This window comes from Micromonospora sp. CNZ309 (genome assembly GCF_002846525.1).
The window spans coordinates 2,307,829-2,324,147 of record NZ_PJNG01000001.1; the positions used below are offsets into that span (position 1 = coordinate 2,307,829).

The window sequence follows — 16,319 nt, forward strand, 5'->3', positions numbered from 1 at the left end:
GCCGGAAGGCCGTCAGACGGACGCGCCGTCCATCCGCAGGCGCAGGCTCTTCGGCCGCATGTCGGTCCAGAGCTCGTTGATCCGGCTGAGGCACTGCTCGCGGCTGCCCTCGGTGCCCTCGGCACGCCAGCCGGCCGGCAGCGCCCGGTCGCTCCACCAGATCGAGTACTGCTCCTCGTCGTTGAGCACCACCAGGTAGCTGCGGTCGTCGTCGCTCATGTCGTCTCCCTCGTGGGTTCGGCGGTCGCCACGGCGGCGGCCGGTACAGGTGTGAAGTCGTCGATCCGCACGCCGAGGCCACGCTGGGCCGCCTCGCGGCGGACGTGTTCGGCCAGCGCGATGTCCAGCACGCCCAGCCCGAACGGCGAGACCACCACCGGCCCGGGCACGTCGGCGGTGGGCAGCGCCGCACCACCGGCCAGCCGGCCGATGGTGGTGTGGATGAAGTCCCGGCCGCCGGTGAGCTGCTCGGCGAGGTGCAGCGAGGTCCGCTCGCGGCACACGTGGTCGGGGTCGTCGACGACGTTGCGGGCCGCCAGCACCGACGCCGGGCGCAGGTCGCGCAGCGACAGGTGCAGCACGACGCTCTCCGGCTGGCAGGCCGTCAGCTCCAGGTGCGGTTCGCTGGCGGTGGTGGCGATCGAGACCAGCCGGTGGGCGGCCAGCGCCCGCTCGGCGCTCGCCGCCACGCTGATCGCCGTGGCCGGCAGCAGGGCCGCCGCGCGGGCGGCGAACGCCTCGGCCCGGCGCGGGTCGGCGTCGTACAGCACCAGGGCGGCCGGCGGCGCCAGCGCCACGGTCAGGAAGCGCAGCACCTGCTCGTTGATCAGCCCGCAGCCGATCAGCGCCACGCCGTCCGGGGGGCGCTCGGCGGTCAGCAGCTGCGCGGCGAGGGCCGCGCCGGCCGCGGTGCGCCGGGCGGAGACGACCGAGCCCTCGATGACCGCCTCGGGCCGGCCGGTCTCCAGCGAGTTCAGCACGATGGCGGCGCTGGCCCGGTCCAGGCCGCGCTCGATGTTGGCCGGGAACGAGGAGATCCACTTCATGCCGGCGGCCGGCGGGTCGGCGCCCAGGTACGCGGGCAGCCCGATGATGCGGTTGCGGGCGTCGTCGGGGAAGCGCAGGAAGACCGAGTGCGGCACGCTCGTGCGGCCCTGCTCGTGCAGCAGGTACGCCTGCCGGACGAGGTCGATGACCCGGGCCTCGTCGCCGTCGAGCACGTCCCGGACCACGGCATGGCCGATGATCAGCATTTGTCGCCCTTCCACAGGTGGCTGACCTCGCCGAACTGTTCGGTCACCCAGCGATCGGAGTAGATGGTGTCGAGGTAGCGGTCGCCGTTGTCCGGGAAGATCAGGACGCTGGTGCTCCCGGCTGGCAGGTCCGCCATCCGGCGCCGCAGCGCGGCCACCGTCGCCCCGGAGGAGCCGCCGGCGAGGATGGCCTCCCGCACGGCCAGCAGCCGGCAGCCGACCACGCAGTCGAGGTCGGAGACGTGCAGCACCTCGTCCGGGCGGGCGTTGGCGGCCAGCGGGGGCACCACCGAGGCGCCGTGCCCCGGGATCAGCCGGGGCGCGGGCGGGTGGCCGAAGATCGCGCTGCCGACGGCGTCGACGGCGACGATCCGGGTCCGGTGGCCGTTCTCGCGCAGGTAGTCGGCGCAGCCGACCAGGGTGCCGCAGGTGCCGGTGGAGCAGAACAGGTAGTCGACCCGGCCGTCCAGCTCGGTCATGATCTCGGCCATGGTCTGCCGCTGCGCCCCGGCGTTGAGCGGGTTGGTGTACTGGTCCGGGCGGTAGGCGCCGGGCACGGTCTCCACCAGCTCGCGCACCCGGCGTCGCCGGACCGCGAGATACTCGCCGGTCACCGGGTCGGGGTGCTCGATCATGTCGATCTCGGCCTGGTACGCGGCCAGCACCGCCAGGTTCTGCCGGGTGGTCTTCGGGTCCACCACGCAGATGAAGCGGATGCCGAAGTACGCGCAGATCTGGGCCAGGCCGATGGCGAGGTTGCCGGAGCTGGACTCCACCACCACGGACCGTCCCGGCACCAGTTCGCCGGATTCGATCTTCCCGCGCAGCATGTTCAGCGCCGCCCGGTCCTTGATGCTCCCACCCGGATTGAACTGTTCGAGTTTCGCGTACGCCCGGGCGGGAAACTCGGGAAACAACCGGTCCAGGCGCACCAGGGGCGTGTTGCCGACCGTGGAGAGAATTCCCTGATCCATTTCAACCCCCTCTCCGGGCTGACGGAAGGTCGCCCGCAGCCACCGTGCGGGCGCTGTGCGGCACCGCGTCGATGACGGGCGCCGGGTGGCCGGGTTGCTCAGCTCATGCCGAGTTCGAGCAGCATCCGCTCGTCGACGTCGCCGGCCAGGCGGGCGTCGGCCACCGTCGCGGCCGGATCGGCGCAGGCCGCGCCGAGCAGGGCCAGGTACTGGTCGAAGAGCCGCTCGACGGTGGCGCGGTCGAGCAGGTCCGTGTCGTAGTTGAACTCGGTACGCAGCGCCAGGTCGGGCAGCTGGTGCACCGTCACGGCGAGGTCGAACTGCCCCTCGTCGTACGGCACCACCACCTGGCGGACCCGGTGCCCGACGAAGCCGTTGCTGGTGTCGGACAGGGTGTCGCCGTGCTGGCGGGTGAGCAGCGTGATGGTGACCCGCACCAGCGGGTCCCGGTCCCGGCGGGCCGCCTGGACCAGCGGGAACGGGTAGGCGGCGCGCGCCACCCCGTCCGAGAGCTGGCGTCCCGCGGCGGCGATCGCCGCCGCGAAGCTGGTGTCCGGGGCGAACGACGAGCGCAGCACGACCGGGTTCACCAGCAGCCCGACCACCTCCCGCAGCGCCCGTCCCCGCCGCACCGAGACCGGGCAGCCGATCGTGAACTCGCGCTGCCCGGTGCACCGGTGCAGCAGCGCCTCGAAGACGCCGAGCAGGACGGCGAACGGGGTGACCGCCAGGGCGGCGGCCGTGGCGCGTACCTGCCGGGCGACGTCCTCCGGCAGCGTCCGGGCCACGGCCGCGCCCCGGTACGAGCGGGTGGCGGAGCGGGGCCGGTCGGTGGGCAGGGTGGCGGCGGTGGCCCCGGCGCAGGTGCGGGCCCAGTGCTCCGCCAGTTCGGCGCGGCGGGGGCCGGCCAGCATGGCCTGCTCCCGCGCGACGAACTCGTCGTAGCGGGGGTACGTCGGCCAGTCGACCGTGCCCCCGCCCCGCAGCGCCCGGTACGCGTCGCCCAGGTCCCGCCAGATCAGGTACTGGGAGAGCCCGTCGGTGGCGATGTGGTGGATGACCAGCACCAGCGCGCAGTCCGTGCCCCGCCGCAGCAGCACCGCCCGCAGGGGGCCGTCCTGTTCGAGCCGCAGCGGCCGCTCGCCGACGGCGTGGATCAGCGTACGCAGCGTCGCGTCGTCCACGTCGCCGACGTCGCGGACCTCGACCGCGCCCGAACCACGGGGCGCCACCAGCCGCACCGGCCCCGCGCCGGTCTCGGTGAACCGGGACCGGAGCAGGTCGTGCCGTTCCTGCACGGCGACGAGGGCGGCCCGCAGCACGTCGGTGTCGAAGGCCGGCTCGGCGAGCACGGCCGTCACCACGTTGCTGGTCGAGCTCTCGGGCGCGAGTCGGTACAGCGCCCACTGCGCGGCCTGACCGACGGACAGCTCCCGGGCGTCCCCGTCGCCGGCGTTCACTTGGCGCCGAGCACGAAGTCGGTCAGGTCCCGGACGCGGACGAAGTTGCCGACCTCCTCGTCCGGCACCTCGATGTCGAAGTGCACCTCGGCGGCGCCGAGCAGGTCGACCAGCTTGAGCGAGTCGAGGCCCAGGTCCACGAAGGTGTCGTCGGCGGAGATCGGCCGGTCCGGCTCCTCGGTCATCAGCTTGCGGGTCAGCTGCTCGACGTCGGCGGCCACCTGGTCAACGGTCATGTCAGTGTCCTTTCGGGAGGGTGTTCAGGGCATCCGGACGATCTGGCCGGCGTAGGCGAGGCCGGCGCCGAAGCCGAGCAGCAGCGCCTTGTCGCCGGGCTTGGTCCGGCCGCTCTCGTGCAGCCGGCTCAGGGCGAGCGGCACCGAGGCCGCCGAGGTGTTCCCGGTGTCGATGACGTCCCGGGCGACCTTCTCCTCCGGGATCTCCAGGATCTCGGCGAGCTGCTCGATGATCCGCAGGTTCGCCTGGTGCGGCACGAACCAGTCGATCTCCGACAGGTCGATCCCGGCGCGGGCGCAGGCCTCCCGCGCGACCGGGGGGATGTTCTTGGTGGACCACCGGTAGACCAGCGGCCCGTTCATCGAGGCGTACTCCTTGCCGTCCTTGGCCCACTTCGTGCCGAGGATCGGGGCCCGGCGGCCGTCGCTGCCCCACACCACGGGGCCGATGCCCTCGGTCCCGGAGCGGGAGATCACCGCGGCGCCCGCGCCGTCGCCGAAGATGACGTACGTCGCCGGGTCCTCGGGGTCGATGAACTCGGTGAGGTGCTCGGCGCCGACGACCAGCACGTTGCGCGCCTCGCCGAGGCGCACCGCGTTGGACGCGACCGACACCGAGTACGCGAAGCCCGCGCAGGCGGCGTTCAGGTCGAACGCGCCGGTGGCCGGGATGCCGATGCGGTGTGCGACCTCCGGCGCACCGCCCGGGATCCGGTCCCGCTTGGTGGCGGTCGCCAGGATGAGCAGGTCGACCTCGGAGGGGTCGACGTTCGCCATCGCCAGCGCCTTCGCGCCGGCCTCGGCCGACATCATCGGCACGGTCTCGCCCGGGCCGGCGCTGTGCCGGGTCTTGATCCCGGTGCGCTCCTCGATCCACTCCGTGGTCACGTCCGTACGCAGTGCGATGTCCGGGTTGGTGACCACGCGGGTGGGCCGATAGGCACCGAGCCCGGTGATCGCCGAACCGAAGATGCCCGACATCGTTCTCCCTTCGTCAACCCGGCCGGCAGCCGCGTCGAGGACTGCCGGGAGAAAGGTCGGGCAGCCGCCTCATAGCTTCTCTACATATCGACGCGGCATAGGAATGTCATAGCCGGCGGAGGAATCCTGCGTCGGGCGCGGACCGCCGAGGCCCGAAGACCGGATCGGGAAGGTCCAGGATGCGAGACTTCACTGACAGGGTGGCCGTGGTCACCGGCGCCGGCTCCGGCATCGGGCGCGCGCTCTCCGTCGAGCTGGCCGCCCGGGGCGCCCGGCTCGCCGTCTCCGACGTGGACGACGAGGGGCTGCGGGAGACCGTACGCCGCTGCGCGGGCACCGGGGGCCAGGTGCGGGGTTACCGGCTGGACGTGACGGACCGGGCCGCGGTGCTGGCGCACGCCGAGCGGGTCGAGGCCGACTTCGGCCGCGCCGACCTGGTCGTCAACAACGCCGGGGTGACCCTGCTCGCATCGGTCACCGACGGGGCCTGGGAGGACCTCGAGTGGGTGATGGACGTCGACTTCTGGGGGGTCGTGCACGGCACCCGGGCGTTCCTGCCGCTGCTGGCCGCCTCGCGTGGCCGCCTGGTCAACGTCTCCAGCGTGCTGGGCCTGGCCGGCGAGCCGATGCAGAGCGGGTACAACGCCGCCAAGTTCGCCGTCCGGGGCTTCACGGAGGCGGTGGCGCGGGAACTGCGGGCCGACGGGGTGCCGGTCGGGGTCAGCTGCGTGTATCCGGGCCGGATCAGGACGAACATCATGCGCAACGCCCGCAACGACGGGCTGCGCGACTACCAGGCTGTCCGGGAGCACTTCGAGCGCTCGGTGGCGGTCACGGCGGAGTACGCCGCCCGCGCCATCCTGCGCGGGGTGGCCCGCGACCGGGCCAGGATCCTGATCGGAGCGGACGCCTACCGCACCGACATCCTGACCCGGCTGCTCGGCCCCTGGTACCCGAGGATCACCCGCGACGGCCGGCGGCCGGTCACATCGCGAGGCCGCCGTCCACGGTGATCACCTGGCCGGTCAGGTACGACGCGCGCGAGGAGAGCAGGAACGAGACCACCTCGGCGATCTCCTCGCTGCGTCCGAGCCGGCCCAGGGCCACCCGGTCCCGGGCGACGGTCTCCAGTTCGCCGGAGAGCGCGGCGATCATGTCGGTGTCGATGTAGCCCGGCGCGACCACGTTGGCCCGGATGTTGTACCGGCCGACCTCCTTGGCCAGCGCCTTCGTGAACCCGATGACCCCGGCCTTGGACGCGGAGTAGTTGGTCTGCATCGCGTTGCCGGCCACCCCCGACACCGAGGAGACCGTGACGATCGACCCGGCGCGCCGGCGCATCATCCGGCGGACCACGGCGCGGCAGAGGTGGTACGTGCCGTCCAGGTTCACCTCCATGACCGCGCGCCAGTCGGCGTCGGCCATCAGGGCCAGCGGCCGGTCGCGGATGATGCCGGCGACGCTGACCACCGCGTCGGCCTCGCCCAGCTCCCGCTCCGTGGTCGACACGAAGTCCCGGACCGCCGCGGCGTCCGCGACGTCGACCATCATCGCCAGCACGCGCCCGCCGTCGCGGGTCGCCTCGGCGACGACCTCGTCGGCGGCGTCCTTGCTGGACTGGTAGCACATGGCGACGTCGTAGCCGTCGCGGACGAGCTGGTGCACCACGGCCCGGCCGATGCCCCGCGAGCCGCCGGTGACCAGGGCGACGGGCCGCCCGCCGGCACTCACCGGGCCACCCCGGTGCCCGCCGCCGTCGGGACGCCCGTGGCCGCCCGCGGATCGGGGCCGGCCTGCGGGTCGTCCGGCGCCGCCGGCCGCGCGTCCCGGGTCGCCGCCAGGGACGCCCGCAGCGAGTCGACCGAGCGCATCGCCCCGACCAGCCGGCCGACCCGCAGCACCACGGTGTCGCCGACCACGCTGTCGCCGGTGACGAAGGCGGTGTCGGCGACCAGCCGGGTCATGGTGACCCGGTGCTGCACCGTCTCACCGGGCAGCACCGGCCGGCCGAAGCGGATGTGTTCGAAGACGCCGGCCACCGGCACGCCGTCGGTCAGCACGTCCGGCATGGGCCGGTCGTGGCGGATCAGCACCAGCGCCGCCTGCCCCCACGACTCCAGCAGCAGCGACATCGGCAGCGGACGGTCGCCGGTGACGGTGAGCGAGCCCACCAGCCGTCGCCGGGGCACCAGCTCGGTGACCCGGTCGACCAGCAGCATCGGTGGCCGGTGCGGGACGATCCGTTTGATCTCCTCGATCCCCATCATGGCGGTCACTCCTCGCTCGCGTAGCGCAGCAGCACCTCGGCGACGGGCACGGCGGCGACGGCGACCTCGCCCCGCCACAGTTCGCCGTCGCGGTGGATCGTGACGACGAGTTCGTCGTCGCCACGGAAGGGCAGCAGGAAACGGCAGCTGACGATCTCGGTCAGCACCAGCTCGGGGGCCACGGCGCGCACCGCCCGGTGGACGAACTCGAAGATGTGCACCCCGGGCAGCAGCGGGAAGCCCGGGTAGTGGCCGGCGAAGACCGGATCGTCGAGGTCGGGGCGGACCCGGGCCACGATCGTGTCGGGGGCGACGCGCTCCACGTCGACGGGGACGGCCGTTGCGCAGTCCCTCGTTGTCACGCTTTTCACCCCGTGACCGTGCGGCCGCCGGCTATATCTTCTCTACACCGCCGCCGGCTCAGCTTCCCACCGCGCTCAGCGCCCCGGCGCCGGCCACCAGCACCCGGTCGGCCTGGTCGGCCTTCTCCCGGGCGAAGACGCGCACGAGGTCGTGGAAGCGGAACCGCTGCCGTCGGCCGCCGTCGGACTCGACGATCTCCAGCAGCCGGGCGTCGACCAGGTGCTCCCCCACCTCCTCGCCGGCGTGCCGGGACACCCCCAGCACCTCCGCCGTGCACCAGCTGGGGAAGGCCGGCGTGCGCAGCAGCGCCAGCCGGCGCAGGGCGAGCTGGCCCAGGTCGGCGAGCTGGTGGTAGCTGCTGTCCAGCCGTTCCCGGACGTCCATCGAGCCCAGCCGGAGCTCGTCCAGCCGGTACCGCTCGTCGGCGAGCCGGTCCGCCAGGTACCCGAGCGACCAGTGCGGGCGCGCCAGCAGGCGCGATCCGGCGACCCGGACGCCGAGCGAGAGCCGACCGCACAGCTCGACGATCCGCTCGGCCGCGTCGGCCTCCTCGGCGATCCGCTGCGCCCCGATGATCCGCCCGAGCAGCGCGAGCGCCTGCCGCCGGTCCAGGGTGCCGACCTCGATCGACGTGGCGCCGGCCAGCTCGGGCATCCGCAGCCGGCTGGTGACGATGACCTGGCAGCCGGGGTCGCCGGGCAGCAGCGGGCAGACCTGCGCGTAGTCCGCCGTGCCGTCGAGCATAACCAGCAGCCGCCGGCCGGCGAGCTGGCTGCGGTAGAGCCGGACCCGCTCGTCGAGGCCCTTCGGGATCGCCGCCTCGGCGTGGCCGAGGCTGCGCAGGAACCAGCCGAGCACGTCGTACGGCTCGACGGCGTTGCCGCTCGCGCGGCCGAGGTCGGCGTAGAGCTGGCCGTCGGGGAAGGCGCCACGGGTGAGATGGGCCGCGTGCAGGGCCAGCGTGCTCTTGCCGACGCCCGCCATCCCGGTGACCACGGCGACCGGCGGGCGGGCCGCCGGCTCGGCCGTCAGCACCCGCAGCAGCCCGCTCAGCTCCTCCTCCCGGCCGGCGAAGTCACCGACGCCGGGCGGCAGCATCGCGGGCCGTACGCCGTGCCAGCTCGGCTCCGCGACGACCGCCGGGGCCGGGGGGCCGGCGAGGATCGACCGGTACGCCTCGGCGAGCAGCGGCCCCGGGTCCACGCCCAGCTCGTCGGCCAGCACCCGGCGGCCCTCGTGGTAGACGGCCAGCGCGTCGGCCTGCCGGTCGCAGTGCAGCAGCGCGGTCATCAGGTGGCCCCGCAGCCCCTCGTGCAGCGGGTGCTCGGCGACGAGCTGGGTGATCTCGGGTACCAGCCGCACGTGCCGGCCCAACCGCAGGTCGGCCTCGATCCGGCTCTCCAGGACCGCCATCCGCAGCTCCGCCATCCGGTGCGTCTCTGCCGCCGCGAGCTGCTCGGTCACGTTGGACAGCGCGGGGCCGCGCCACAGCGACAGGGCGGCGTGCAGCCGCTCGGCGGCCTCGGCGTACCGGCCGTCGCGCAGGGCCTCGCGCCCGGTCTCGGCGAGGCGCTCGAACTCGTCGAGGTCGAGCTGGGCGGCGCCGATGCGGAGCTGGTACCCCGACCACTGCCGGACGATGTCCACCTCGGCGCCGAGGTACTTGCGCAGCCGCGAGACGTAGTTGTAGAGCTGGGCGGCGAAGGTGGCGGGCGGACGCTCCCCCCAGAGCAGCTCGCACAGCCGGGTGTCCGGCACCGTACGCCCCTCGGCGAGCAGCAGCGCCGCGAGCACGGTCCGCTGCTTCGCGCCGTCCAGCGCCACTTCGGCGTCACCCCGCCAGGCCCCCACCGGCCCCAGTACCCGAAACTCCATCCCTGGCTCCGTTCATCGCGCCGCCCCGGGTAGACAGTCGTCCGAAGACTCATCGGCACCGGCAGCGTCCACATGCGTGGGCGGCACCCAATTTCCCGCCGATGTCACGCTGACCGTCCAAAAGATCACTGATCGTGACTAGGATGGGGCTGTCGCGCCCGGGGTGGGGCTCACCGGCCGGCACGGTCCGCCCGGCCGTCCCGGGCCCCGGCGGGTTCGCACCCACCGTCGCGGCCAGCACCGGAGCATGAATGTGGGTAGTTTCCACGCATGAACTCCGCGCCCCGCTCTGGCACCGTGCAACGGTGACCTCGACTCCCCCGGCCGGCGCCACCGAGCACGCCTCTTCCGGCGTACGGCTGGCTCCGCACTGGTGGGCGCCGGGGCTCGCGCTGCACGAACGCGTGCCCGGCCGGGCCGTCGGCGCACCGGGCCGGCCGCCCGCCGACGCACCGACGGACGCGGACGGTCCGACCGGCGGGCCCGGCAGCGACGGCGCACACGCCACGACCGGCGGGCCCGACGGCGCACACGCCACGACCGGCGCGGGCGGCCCGACCGCCGCCGATGATGCCAGCGGCCCGGACGTCGAGCGGAGGCTGGCCCGGTGGCGGGCCGGGCACGGGCCGGGCCTCGCGGCCCGGCTGGCCGAGGTGGGCCTGGACGAGCCGGGGCTGCGCGGGCTGCTGGCCGAGGCCCCGGCCGCGCTCGCCGCCAGGACGACCCGCCCGCCGTGGGCGCAGACCGTCGAGGCGGCGTTGGCCGCCCCGGCGGCGCCCCGGCCGCAGGCCGACCCGGCGGACTGGCGGGCCGCCCTCGCCGCGCCCCTGCGACCGTTCGTCGACGTCGCCGCCGACCGGTTCCGCGCCGGCGCCGGCCGGATCGCGACGCGGCAGACGGTCGACCTGACCCCCCTCACCGACCGGTTCGCCACCGCGCTGGAAGACCGCCTGCTCGCCGTCGCGGCCCGCACGCTGGTCTCGGAGCTGCACCGGCGCCGCGCGGCCGGCCTGCTCGCCGGCGCCGACGGCCGGGCCCGCTTCGCCGACTTCGTGGCGCAGCTCCGCGCCCCCGCCGGGCTGGCCGAGCTGGTCGAGCGCCGTCCGGTGCTCGCCCGCCTGCTGGCGCAGGCCGCCACCGCGGCCGCCCGGGCCGGGCTGGAACTGCTGACCCGCTTCCTCGCCGACCGCGACGAGGTGGTGGCGGCCCTGCTCGGCGGCGCCGACCCCGGCCCGCTGGTCGCGTTCCGCAGCAACCTGGGCGACGCGCACACCGGCGGCCGGACGACCACCGTGCTGTGCTTCGCCGACGGCCGGCGTGTCGTCTACAAGCCGCGCGAGCTGGCCTCCCAGGTCCGCTTCACCGCATTCGTCGACTGGCTGGAGCGGCGGGCGCCGGGGCTCGGGCTGCGCGGGGTGGCCGCCCTGACCCGCCCCGGCTACGGCTGGTCGGCGTACGTCGACGCGACGGCACTGGGCCGCCCCGAGCAGGCGGACGACTTCTACCGCCGGCAGGGCGCCCTGGTCGCGCTGCTGCACGCCCTGCACGCCACGGACATGCACTACGAGAACCTGATCGCCGCCGGTGACACCCCGGTCGTGGTGGACACCGAGACGCTCTTCCACCCCGCGCTGGGCGAGGCGGCGGGCACCGGCGACCCGGCCGCCGACCTGCTGGCCGCCTCGGTGCACCGCACCGGCCTGATACCGGTGATCGTCGTGGGCGACCAGGGGGCGATGGACCTCTCCGGCGTCGGCGGCGACCACGGCGCGACCGCCCCCGTCAGCGCCCTCGACTGGGCCGACCCGGGCACCGACCGGATGCGGCTGACCCGCCGGGCCGTCGACTTCGTCGGCGGGCGCAACCGGCCCCGCGTCGGCGACGCCGTGGTCGACCCCGGTGCCCACGAGCCGGCCCTGCGGGCGGGGTTCCGGCTGGCGTACGACACGATCCGGGCCCACCGGCGCGAGTTCACCGAGCTGGTCAGCTCCTGCGCCGACGTCCCGGTGCGGCTGGTGGCCCGCCCCACCTCGGCGTACCACGGTCTGCTCACCGAGACCACGCACCCGGACGTGCTCGGCGACGCGCTGGAGCGCGACCGCGCGTTCGGCGTCCTCTGGTCCAGCGCCGCCGGGCACCCGTTCCTCGCCCAGTTCCCACGGCACGAGGTCGCCGCGCTGTGGTCGGGCGACGTACCGCTGTTCGAGGGCACGCCGGGCAGCCGGACCGTCCGGGTGGCCGGGAGCGGCGAGCCGCTGCCCGTACCGCTGGCCCGCCGCGGGCTCGACATCGCGTTGGACAAGATCGCCGCGCTGGGCGAGGCCGACCGGCGGCAGCAGGAGTGGATCGTCGCGGCGACGCTGGCGACCCGTCGCCCCGCCGGGGGCCGGCACGCCGGCACGCCGACGTCCCGGCCGGTCGCGGACGCCGCCGCCTCGCCGGAGCGCCTGCTCGCCGCCGCGTGCGCGCTGGCCGACGAGATCCAGGCCCGCGGCGTCACCGGCGCCGGCCGGGTCAACTGGCTCGGCCTGGAGCTGGTCGACGACCGGCAGTGGCTCGTCCTGCCGATGGGGGCCGGGCTCGCCAACGGCCACCTCGGGGTCGCGCTCTTCCTCGGCCAGCTCGCCGAGGCGACCGGCACCGCCCGCTACGCCGAGCTGGCCCGCCGGGCCGTCGCCGGGGTGCCGGGGCTGTTCCGCCTGCTCGGCGCGCGCCCGGACCTGGTGGCCGCCATCGGCCCCGGCGGGCTGTACGGCCTCGGCGGCATCGCGTACGGGCTCGCCCGGCTGTCCACCCTGCTGGCCGACCCCGGGCTCGCCGGGCAGGCCCGCGCGGCGGTGGACCTGGCCGCCGCCGCCAGCGCGGGATCCTCCGCCCTCGCCTGGGCCGACGGTGGCGCGGGCTGCCTCGCCGCCATGCACGCGGTGCACGCCGAGCTGGACCACGCGCCGGCGGCGTCGCTCGCCCGCGACTGGGCCGACCGGCTCGTCGACGCGGTCGAGCGCGACGAGCTGCCGGCGGAGGCCGGCTTCGCCGGCGGACTGGCCGGCATCGGCTGGGCGCTGGGCCGCTACGCCCGCACCGGCGGCGCCCGGTACGCGCGGGCCGGCCGGCGCGCGCTGCGGGGGGCCGGCACCCCTGGTGAAGGCGGTCCGGCGGGGTACGGCTGGTGTCGTGGGGCGGCCGGCCTGGCCCTCGCCCACCACGCCCTCGCCCCCGACACGGGCCCGCTCGACGCCGACGCGTTGTGCCTGCTCACCGACCGGCCGCTGCTCGACGACCTCAGCCTCTGCCACGGCGAGCTGGGCGTCGCCGAGGCCACAAGCGTCCTCGACGGCGAGGGGTCCGCGACGCGCCGACTCGCCGGTCGGATCCTCGCCGCCGTCGACCGCCACGGGGCTCGCTGCGGTACGCCGGGCAACGTGCCCACCCCCGGTCTGGTCGACGGCCTCGCCGGCATCGGGTACGGGCTGCTGCGGCTTCGCGGGGTCGGGCCGGTGCCGTCGGTGCTGCTGCTGGAACCGACCCCTGAACCGTGTTCCTCGGGTTGAGGACCGCCCGGCGAGCGACGACGATCTCGAGTGGAGCGGCAAGCTCCGGAAGCACCCTACGAAGCACCACAGGAGGAATGACAGTTGTCCGAGAACCAGCTCCCCTCGTACCGTGCCGACGAGATCGACCCCGCGGCGCCGATCGACGACCCGGCCGGAACGATGTGGTTGCAGCCCGTCGTGACGTTCGGCATCCGCGCGGCGGCCCTCGCCAGCCTGGTCGTACCCGTGGGCATGGTGATCGGCGGTCTCGTCGGTGACGGCGGCGCCGCGGCTGCGGACGCCGCGCCCCTGACGACCTGCTGCCCCGAGCGCCCGCTGTGACGATCGGATAGCCGCCCGGGGGGGCCGGCGTCGTCGGCACCGCGTTGGGCCGTGGCCTGCCTCCTCGGATAGCGTGCGCAGTGTGTACCGCTCCTCGAAGTTCATCGGTAGGGACGTCGAGCTCAGCGCGGTGCGCAAAAGCCTCGAATCGGCGCGGGCGGGCCGTGGCGGCGCGGTGTTCGTGGTCGGCGAGAGCGGCGTCGGCAAGTCCCGCCTCGCGTCGAGGGTCGCCGAACTGGCCACCACGGCGGGCATGCGGGTGATGCGCGGCCGGGGCAGCACGATCGGCACGGCGGTGCCGCTGCGGCCCCTGACCGAGGCGGTGCTGTCGCTGCTGCGCTCCGGGCCGGTCGACCCCGGCGCGCTCGGCCCGTACGGCCCGATCCTCGGCCGGCTCGTCCCCGACTGGGGGCGGCCGCCGGCCGATCAGGAGAACGCGTCCCTGGTGATCCTCGCCGAGGCCGTCCTCCGGCTGACCGGGGTGGCCGGCGCGGGGCGGGGTTGCCTGATGCTGCTGGACGACCTCCAGGACGCCGACACGGAGACGTTGACGGTGCTGGAGTACCTCATCGACAACCTCGCCCTGCAACCGACCCTGCTGCTGGGCGCCATCCGGGCCGAGCCCTGCGCGGCGTCGACCATCGCCCGGTCGGCCGCCCAGCGCGGTCAGTGCACGCTCATCGAGCTGGGCCGGCTCGACGACGACGAGCTGCGGCAGATGGTCGGCGCGTGCCTCGACGCCGACCCGCAGCGCGTGCCGGCGGCCGCGCACGCCCTCGTCTCGACGGGCAGTGCCGGCAACCCCTTCCTGATCGAGGAACTAGTCGCCGGCATGGTCGACGGCGACCTGCTGATCGGGGGCCCCGAGGGCTGGCGGATGTCCGAGGAGCTGCCCGCGGGCCTGCCGAGCACCCTGGCGAAGGGCATGGCGCAGGGGGTCGAGCAGCTCGATCCCCGGGCCCGGGAGCTGCTCTCGATGGGCGCGCTGCTGGGTCAACGTTTCCCGCTGGCCGTGATGCAGGCGGCCACCGGGCTGAGCGACCGGGGCGTGCTGGAGCACCTGTGCGGTGACGTCGCGGCACGGCTGGTCACGGTCGACGACCAGCTCACCGACTGGTACGCCTTCCGGCACCGGCTCACCCGGGAGGCGCTGCTCACCCTCCTCGGTCCCGGCGACCGGGCCCGGCTCGCCCAGCGGATGGCCGACGCGGTGGAGGCGGTCTTCCCCGGGCTGCCCGGCGAGTGGTGCCAGGTGTCGGCCACCCTGCACCTGGAGGCCGACAACCCGGAGACGGCCGGCCGGCTGTTCACCGAGGCGGGCCGGCGGGCGATCGCCCAGGGCGGCGCCACCACGGCGGTCGCCCTGCTGGACCGCGCGATCGGCCTGCTCGGCGAGAACCCCGTGGCGCGCGCGGCGGCCCTCGAAGCCCTGCTGCACGCCCTGGCCGAGGCGGGGCTGGTCGAGCGGGCGCTCGCCTCGGTCAGCACCCTCGACCAGATCGGTGGCGTCGATCCGCGCCGGCGGGCGCAGCTGCACACCCGGCTGGCCTGGGCGGCGACGGTCGCCGGCCGGTCGGCCGAGGGGCTGGCCCAGGTGGAGCAGGCGCGGGCCCTGCTCGGCCCGGACGCCGCCGCGGAGGACACCGCCCCGGTCGACGTGGTCGCCGCCCACCTGGTGCTGGACACCGCCGGCCAGGACCAGCTCGCCACCGCCGAGTCGCTGGCCCGGCGGGCCGCCACCGTCGCCGAGACCGTCCCGCTGCCCGTGGTGGCCTGCCAGGCCTGGCAGCTCCTCGGCGCGTTGATCCGGCACCGCGACCCGGCGGAGGCGACCCGGTGCCTGGAACGGGCCCTGGCGATCGCCGCGCAGCACCGGCTGCCGATCTGGGAGATCCACGCGCTGATCCGCCTCGGCAACGACGACGCGCTGCGCGACGCGCGCCTGGACCGCCTCGAACAGGCCCGGGAGCGGGCCTCCCAGGCCGGCGCGGTGACCGCCCGCCACCAGGCGGAGGCGAGCCTCGCCCTGCACGCGGTGCTGCGGGGCGACTTCGACACGGCGGCCGCCCTCGTCCAGCAGGTGCTGGCCGCCACCACCCGGCTGAAGCTGCTGGAGACGACCCAGTACGTGCTGCTGGTCAGCGCCGTGCTGGCCGCGCACCGGGGGCGGCGCCGGGAGATGGAGCACGCGCTGGCCGAGTTCCGCCGGTGGAGCGGCGACCAGGCCCTGCACGCCACCCGCGTACACGGTCTGGCCCGGGCCTTCTGCGCGCTGCTGGAGGAGGACCGGCCCCGCGCTCTCGACGAGCTGGCCCGCGCGTTCGACGCCGAGGCGCAGAGCCCGACGGTCTTCCACCTCTCCGGCCGGCACGGCCTGCACCTGCTGCTCCAGGTCATGTCGGGCGAGGCCGGCTGGCCGGCCTACGAGGCGGTGCAGGGCGACTCGGCGAGCAGGCTGCGCTGGGACCTGCAGTTCGCGCTCTTCGCGAAGGCGGTGCTGCTCGGCCGCTCCGGTCGGCCGGAGGCGGCGGCGCAGGCGGCAGCCGAGGCGATGCGGGCCGGGGCGCCGTACGCGATGGGTCGGCACCTCGCCCTGCGGCTGGTCTGCGAGGCCGCCCTCGCCGACGGCTGGGGAACGCCCGTGCAGTGGCTGCGCGCCGCCGAGGAGCACTTCCACTCGAGCGACGTGCCGGCCGTGGCCAGCGCCTGCCGGGCCCTGCTGCGCCGGGCGGGCGTACGGCTGACGCAGCGCCGCTCCGGTGCCGGCGACATCCCCGCCGAGCTGCGGTCGGTGGGCGTGACGGTGCGGGAGTACGAGGTGCTGCGGCTGCTGGTCGGGCGGCTGAGCAACCGGGAGATCGCCGCCCGGCTGCACCTGTCCCCGCGCACGGTGGAGCGGCACGTGTCCAGCCTGTTGGGCAAGACGGGCCTGCCGAACCGGATCGCGCTGAGCGAGTTCGCCGCCGAGGTGGAGAGCGCCTGACCGGCGGCGGCCCCGGCGGGCCGCGCGCTCCCCCGTGGGGCGTCGCGGGCTG

General features: G+C 75.2%; 14 protein-coding genes. 4 read left to right on the forward strand and 10 right to left on the reverse strand.

Annotated features, from left to right (window positions below; all coding sequences use genetic code 11):
* Window positions 1-12: 12 nt before the first annotated feature.
* The 6 genes from CLT72_RS09270 to CLT72_RS09295 all read right to left on the reverse strand — a co-directional run bounded on the left by CLT72_RS09270 (window position 13) and on the right by CLT72_RS09295 (window position 4,904).
* A complete protein-coding gene (locus CLT72_RS09270; RefSeq protein ID WP_101410840.1) occupies window positions 13-219 on the reverse strand; it encodes an MbtH family protein in 207 nt (68 codons plus the stop codon).
* On the reverse strand, window positions 216-1,253 hold the full coding sequence (gene sbnB, locus CLT72_RS09275; protein WP_101410842.1) for a 2,3-diaminopropionate biosynthesis protein SbnB: 1,038 nt from the start codon (window positions 1,251-1,253) through the stop codon (window positions 216-218). Before sbnB ends, CLT72_RS09270 begins: the two co-directional genes overlap by 4 nt.
* A complete protein-coding gene (gene sbnA, locus CLT72_RS09280) occupies window positions 1,247-2,227 on the reverse strand; it encodes a 2,3-diaminopropionate biosynthesis protein SbnA (RefSeq protein ID WP_101410844.1) in 981 nt (326 codons plus the stop codon). The genes sbnB and sbnA overlap by 7 nt, the downstream gene beginning before the upstream one ends.
* Window positions 2,228-2,325: 98 nt before the next feature.
* Window positions 2,326-3,687 (reverse strand): condensation domain-containing protein, encoded by a 1,362-nt coding sequence (locus CLT72_RS09285; protein WP_101410846.1) that lies wholly within the window; start codon window positions 3,685-3,687, stop codon window positions 2,326-2,328.
* Entirely contained in the window at window positions 3,684-3,923 is a 240-nt protein-coding gene (locus CLT72_RS09290; RefSeq protein WP_101410848.1) for an acyl carrier protein, read from the reverse strand. Before CLT72_RS09290 ends, CLT72_RS09285 begins: the two co-directional genes overlap by 4 nt.
* Before the next feature lie 24 nt (window positions 3,924-3,947).
* Window positions 3,948-4,904 (reverse strand): beta-ketoacyl-ACP synthase III, encoded by a 957-nt coding sequence (locus CLT72_RS09295; RefSeq protein ID WP_101410850.1) that lies wholly within the window; start codon window positions 4,902-4,904, stop codon window positions 3,948-3,950.
* A 179-nt stretch (window positions 4,905-5,083) separates the two neighbouring features.
* Here CLT72_RS09295 and CLT72_RS09300 point away from each other — a divergent pair, with 179 nt between their 5' ends.
* Window positions 5,084-5,917 (forward strand): SDR family NAD(P)-dependent oxidoreductase, encoded by an 834-nt coding sequence (locus tag CLT72_RS09300; RefSeq protein WP_101410852.1) that lies wholly within the window; start codon window positions 5,084-5,086, stop codon window positions 5,915-5,917.
* Here CLT72_RS09300 and CLT72_RS09305 read toward each other — a convergent pair.
* The 4 genes from CLT72_RS09305 to CLT72_RS09320 are packed head-to-tail and all read right to left on the reverse strand — an operon-like array spanning window position 5,889 to window position 9,409.
* Window positions 5,889-6,635 (reverse strand): 3-oxoacyl-ACP reductase family protein, encoded by a 747-nt coding sequence (locus CLT72_RS09305; protein WP_101410854.1) that lies wholly within the window; start codon window positions 6,633-6,635, stop codon window positions 5,889-5,891. The genes CLT72_RS09300 and CLT72_RS09305 overlap by 29 nt on opposite strands.
* The gene (locus CLT72_RS09310; protein WP_144082220.1) at window positions 6,632-7,171 is read right to left on the reverse strand and encodes a 3-hydroxyacyl-ACP dehydratase FabZ family protein; all 540 of its coding nucleotides are present in this window, start codon (window positions 7,169-7,171) and stop codon (window positions 6,632-6,634) included. The genes CLT72_RS09305 and CLT72_RS09310 overlap by 4 nt, the downstream gene beginning before the upstream one ends.
* A 5-nt stretch (window positions 7,172-7,176) precedes the next feature.
* Window positions 7,177-7,533 carry an ApeI family dehydratase gene (locus CLT72_RS09315; protein WP_144082221.1) on the reverse strand — a complete coding sequence of 119 codons (357 nt, stop codon included), beginning with the start codon at window positions 7,531-7,533 and terminating at the stop codon, window positions 7,177-7,179.
* 58 nt (window positions 7,534-7,591) lie between these two features.
* Window positions 7,592-9,409, reverse strand: coding sequence for an AfsR/SARP family transcriptional regulator (locus CLT72_RS09320; protein WP_101410860.1), 1,818 nt, complete (start codon window positions 9,407-9,409; stop codon window positions 7,592-7,594).
* A gap of 305 nt (window positions 9,410-9,714) precedes the next feature.
* Between CLT72_RS09320 and CLT72_RS09325 the strand changes: the two genes are divergently transcribed.
* The 3 genes from CLT72_RS09325 to CLT72_RS09335 all read left to right on the forward strand — a co-directional run bounded on the left by CLT72_RS09325 (window position 9,715) and on the right by CLT72_RS09335 (window position 16,267).
* Window positions 9,715-12,960 (forward strand): type 2 lanthipeptide synthetase LanM family protein, encoded by a 3,246-nt coding sequence (locus tag CLT72_RS09325; protein ID WP_486484203.1) that lies wholly within the window; start codon window positions 9,715-9,717, stop codon window positions 12,958-12,960.
* 84 nt (window positions 12,961-13,044) lie between these two features.
* Complete coding sequence (locus CLT72_RS09330; RefSeq protein ID WP_101410862.1) at window positions 13,045-13,284, forward strand: hypothetical protein; 240 nt, start codon at window positions 13,045-13,047, stop codon at window positions 13,282-13,284.
* An 82-nt stretch (window positions 13,285-13,366) separates the two neighbouring features.
* Window positions 13,367-16,267, forward strand: coding sequence for a LuxR family transcriptional regulator (locus tag CLT72_RS09335; RefSeq protein ID WP_486484204.1), 2,901 nt, complete (start codon window positions 13,367-13,369; stop codon window positions 16,265-16,267).
* The last annotated feature ends 52 nt before the right edge of the window (window positions 16,268-16,319 follow it).

What these genes read in the sequence shown, in the direction of transcription:
- CLT72_RS09295 (WP_101410850.1), bottom strand. Translation starts at nt 4,904, where the DNA reads ATGTCGGGCATCTTCGGTTCGGCGATCACCGGGCTCGGTGCCTATCGG.
- sbnA (WP_101410844.1), bottom strand. Translation starts at nt 2,227, where the DNA reads ATGGATCAGGGAATTCTCTCCACGGTCGGCAACACGCCCCTGGTGCGC.
- sbnB (WP_101410842.1), bottom strand. Translation starts at nt 1,253, where the DNA reads ATGCTGATCATCGGCCATGCCGTGGTCCGGGACGTGCTCGACGGCGAC.
- CLT72_RS09300 (WP_101410852.1), top strand. Translation starts at nt 5,084, where the DNA reads ATGCGAGACTTCACTGACAGGGTGGCCGTGGTCACCGGCGCCGGCTCC.
- CLT72_RS09270 (WP_101410840.1), bottom strand. Translation starts at nt 219, where the DNA reads ATGAGCGACGACGACCGCAGCTACCTGGTGGTGCTCAACGACGAGGAG.
- CLT72_RS09320 (WP_101410860.1), bottom strand. Translation starts at nt 9,409, where the DNA reads ATGGAGTTTCGGGTACTGGGGCCGGTGGGGGCCTGGCGGGGTGACGCC.
- CLT72_RS09310 (WP_144082220.1), bottom strand. Translation starts at nt 7,171, where the DNA reads ATGATGGGGATCGAGGAGATCAAACGGATCGTCCCGCACCGGCCACCG.
- CLT72_RS09290 (WP_101410848.1), bottom strand. Translation starts at nt 3,923, where the DNA reads ATGACCGTTGACCAGGTGGCCGCCGACGTCGAGCAGCTGACCCGCAAG.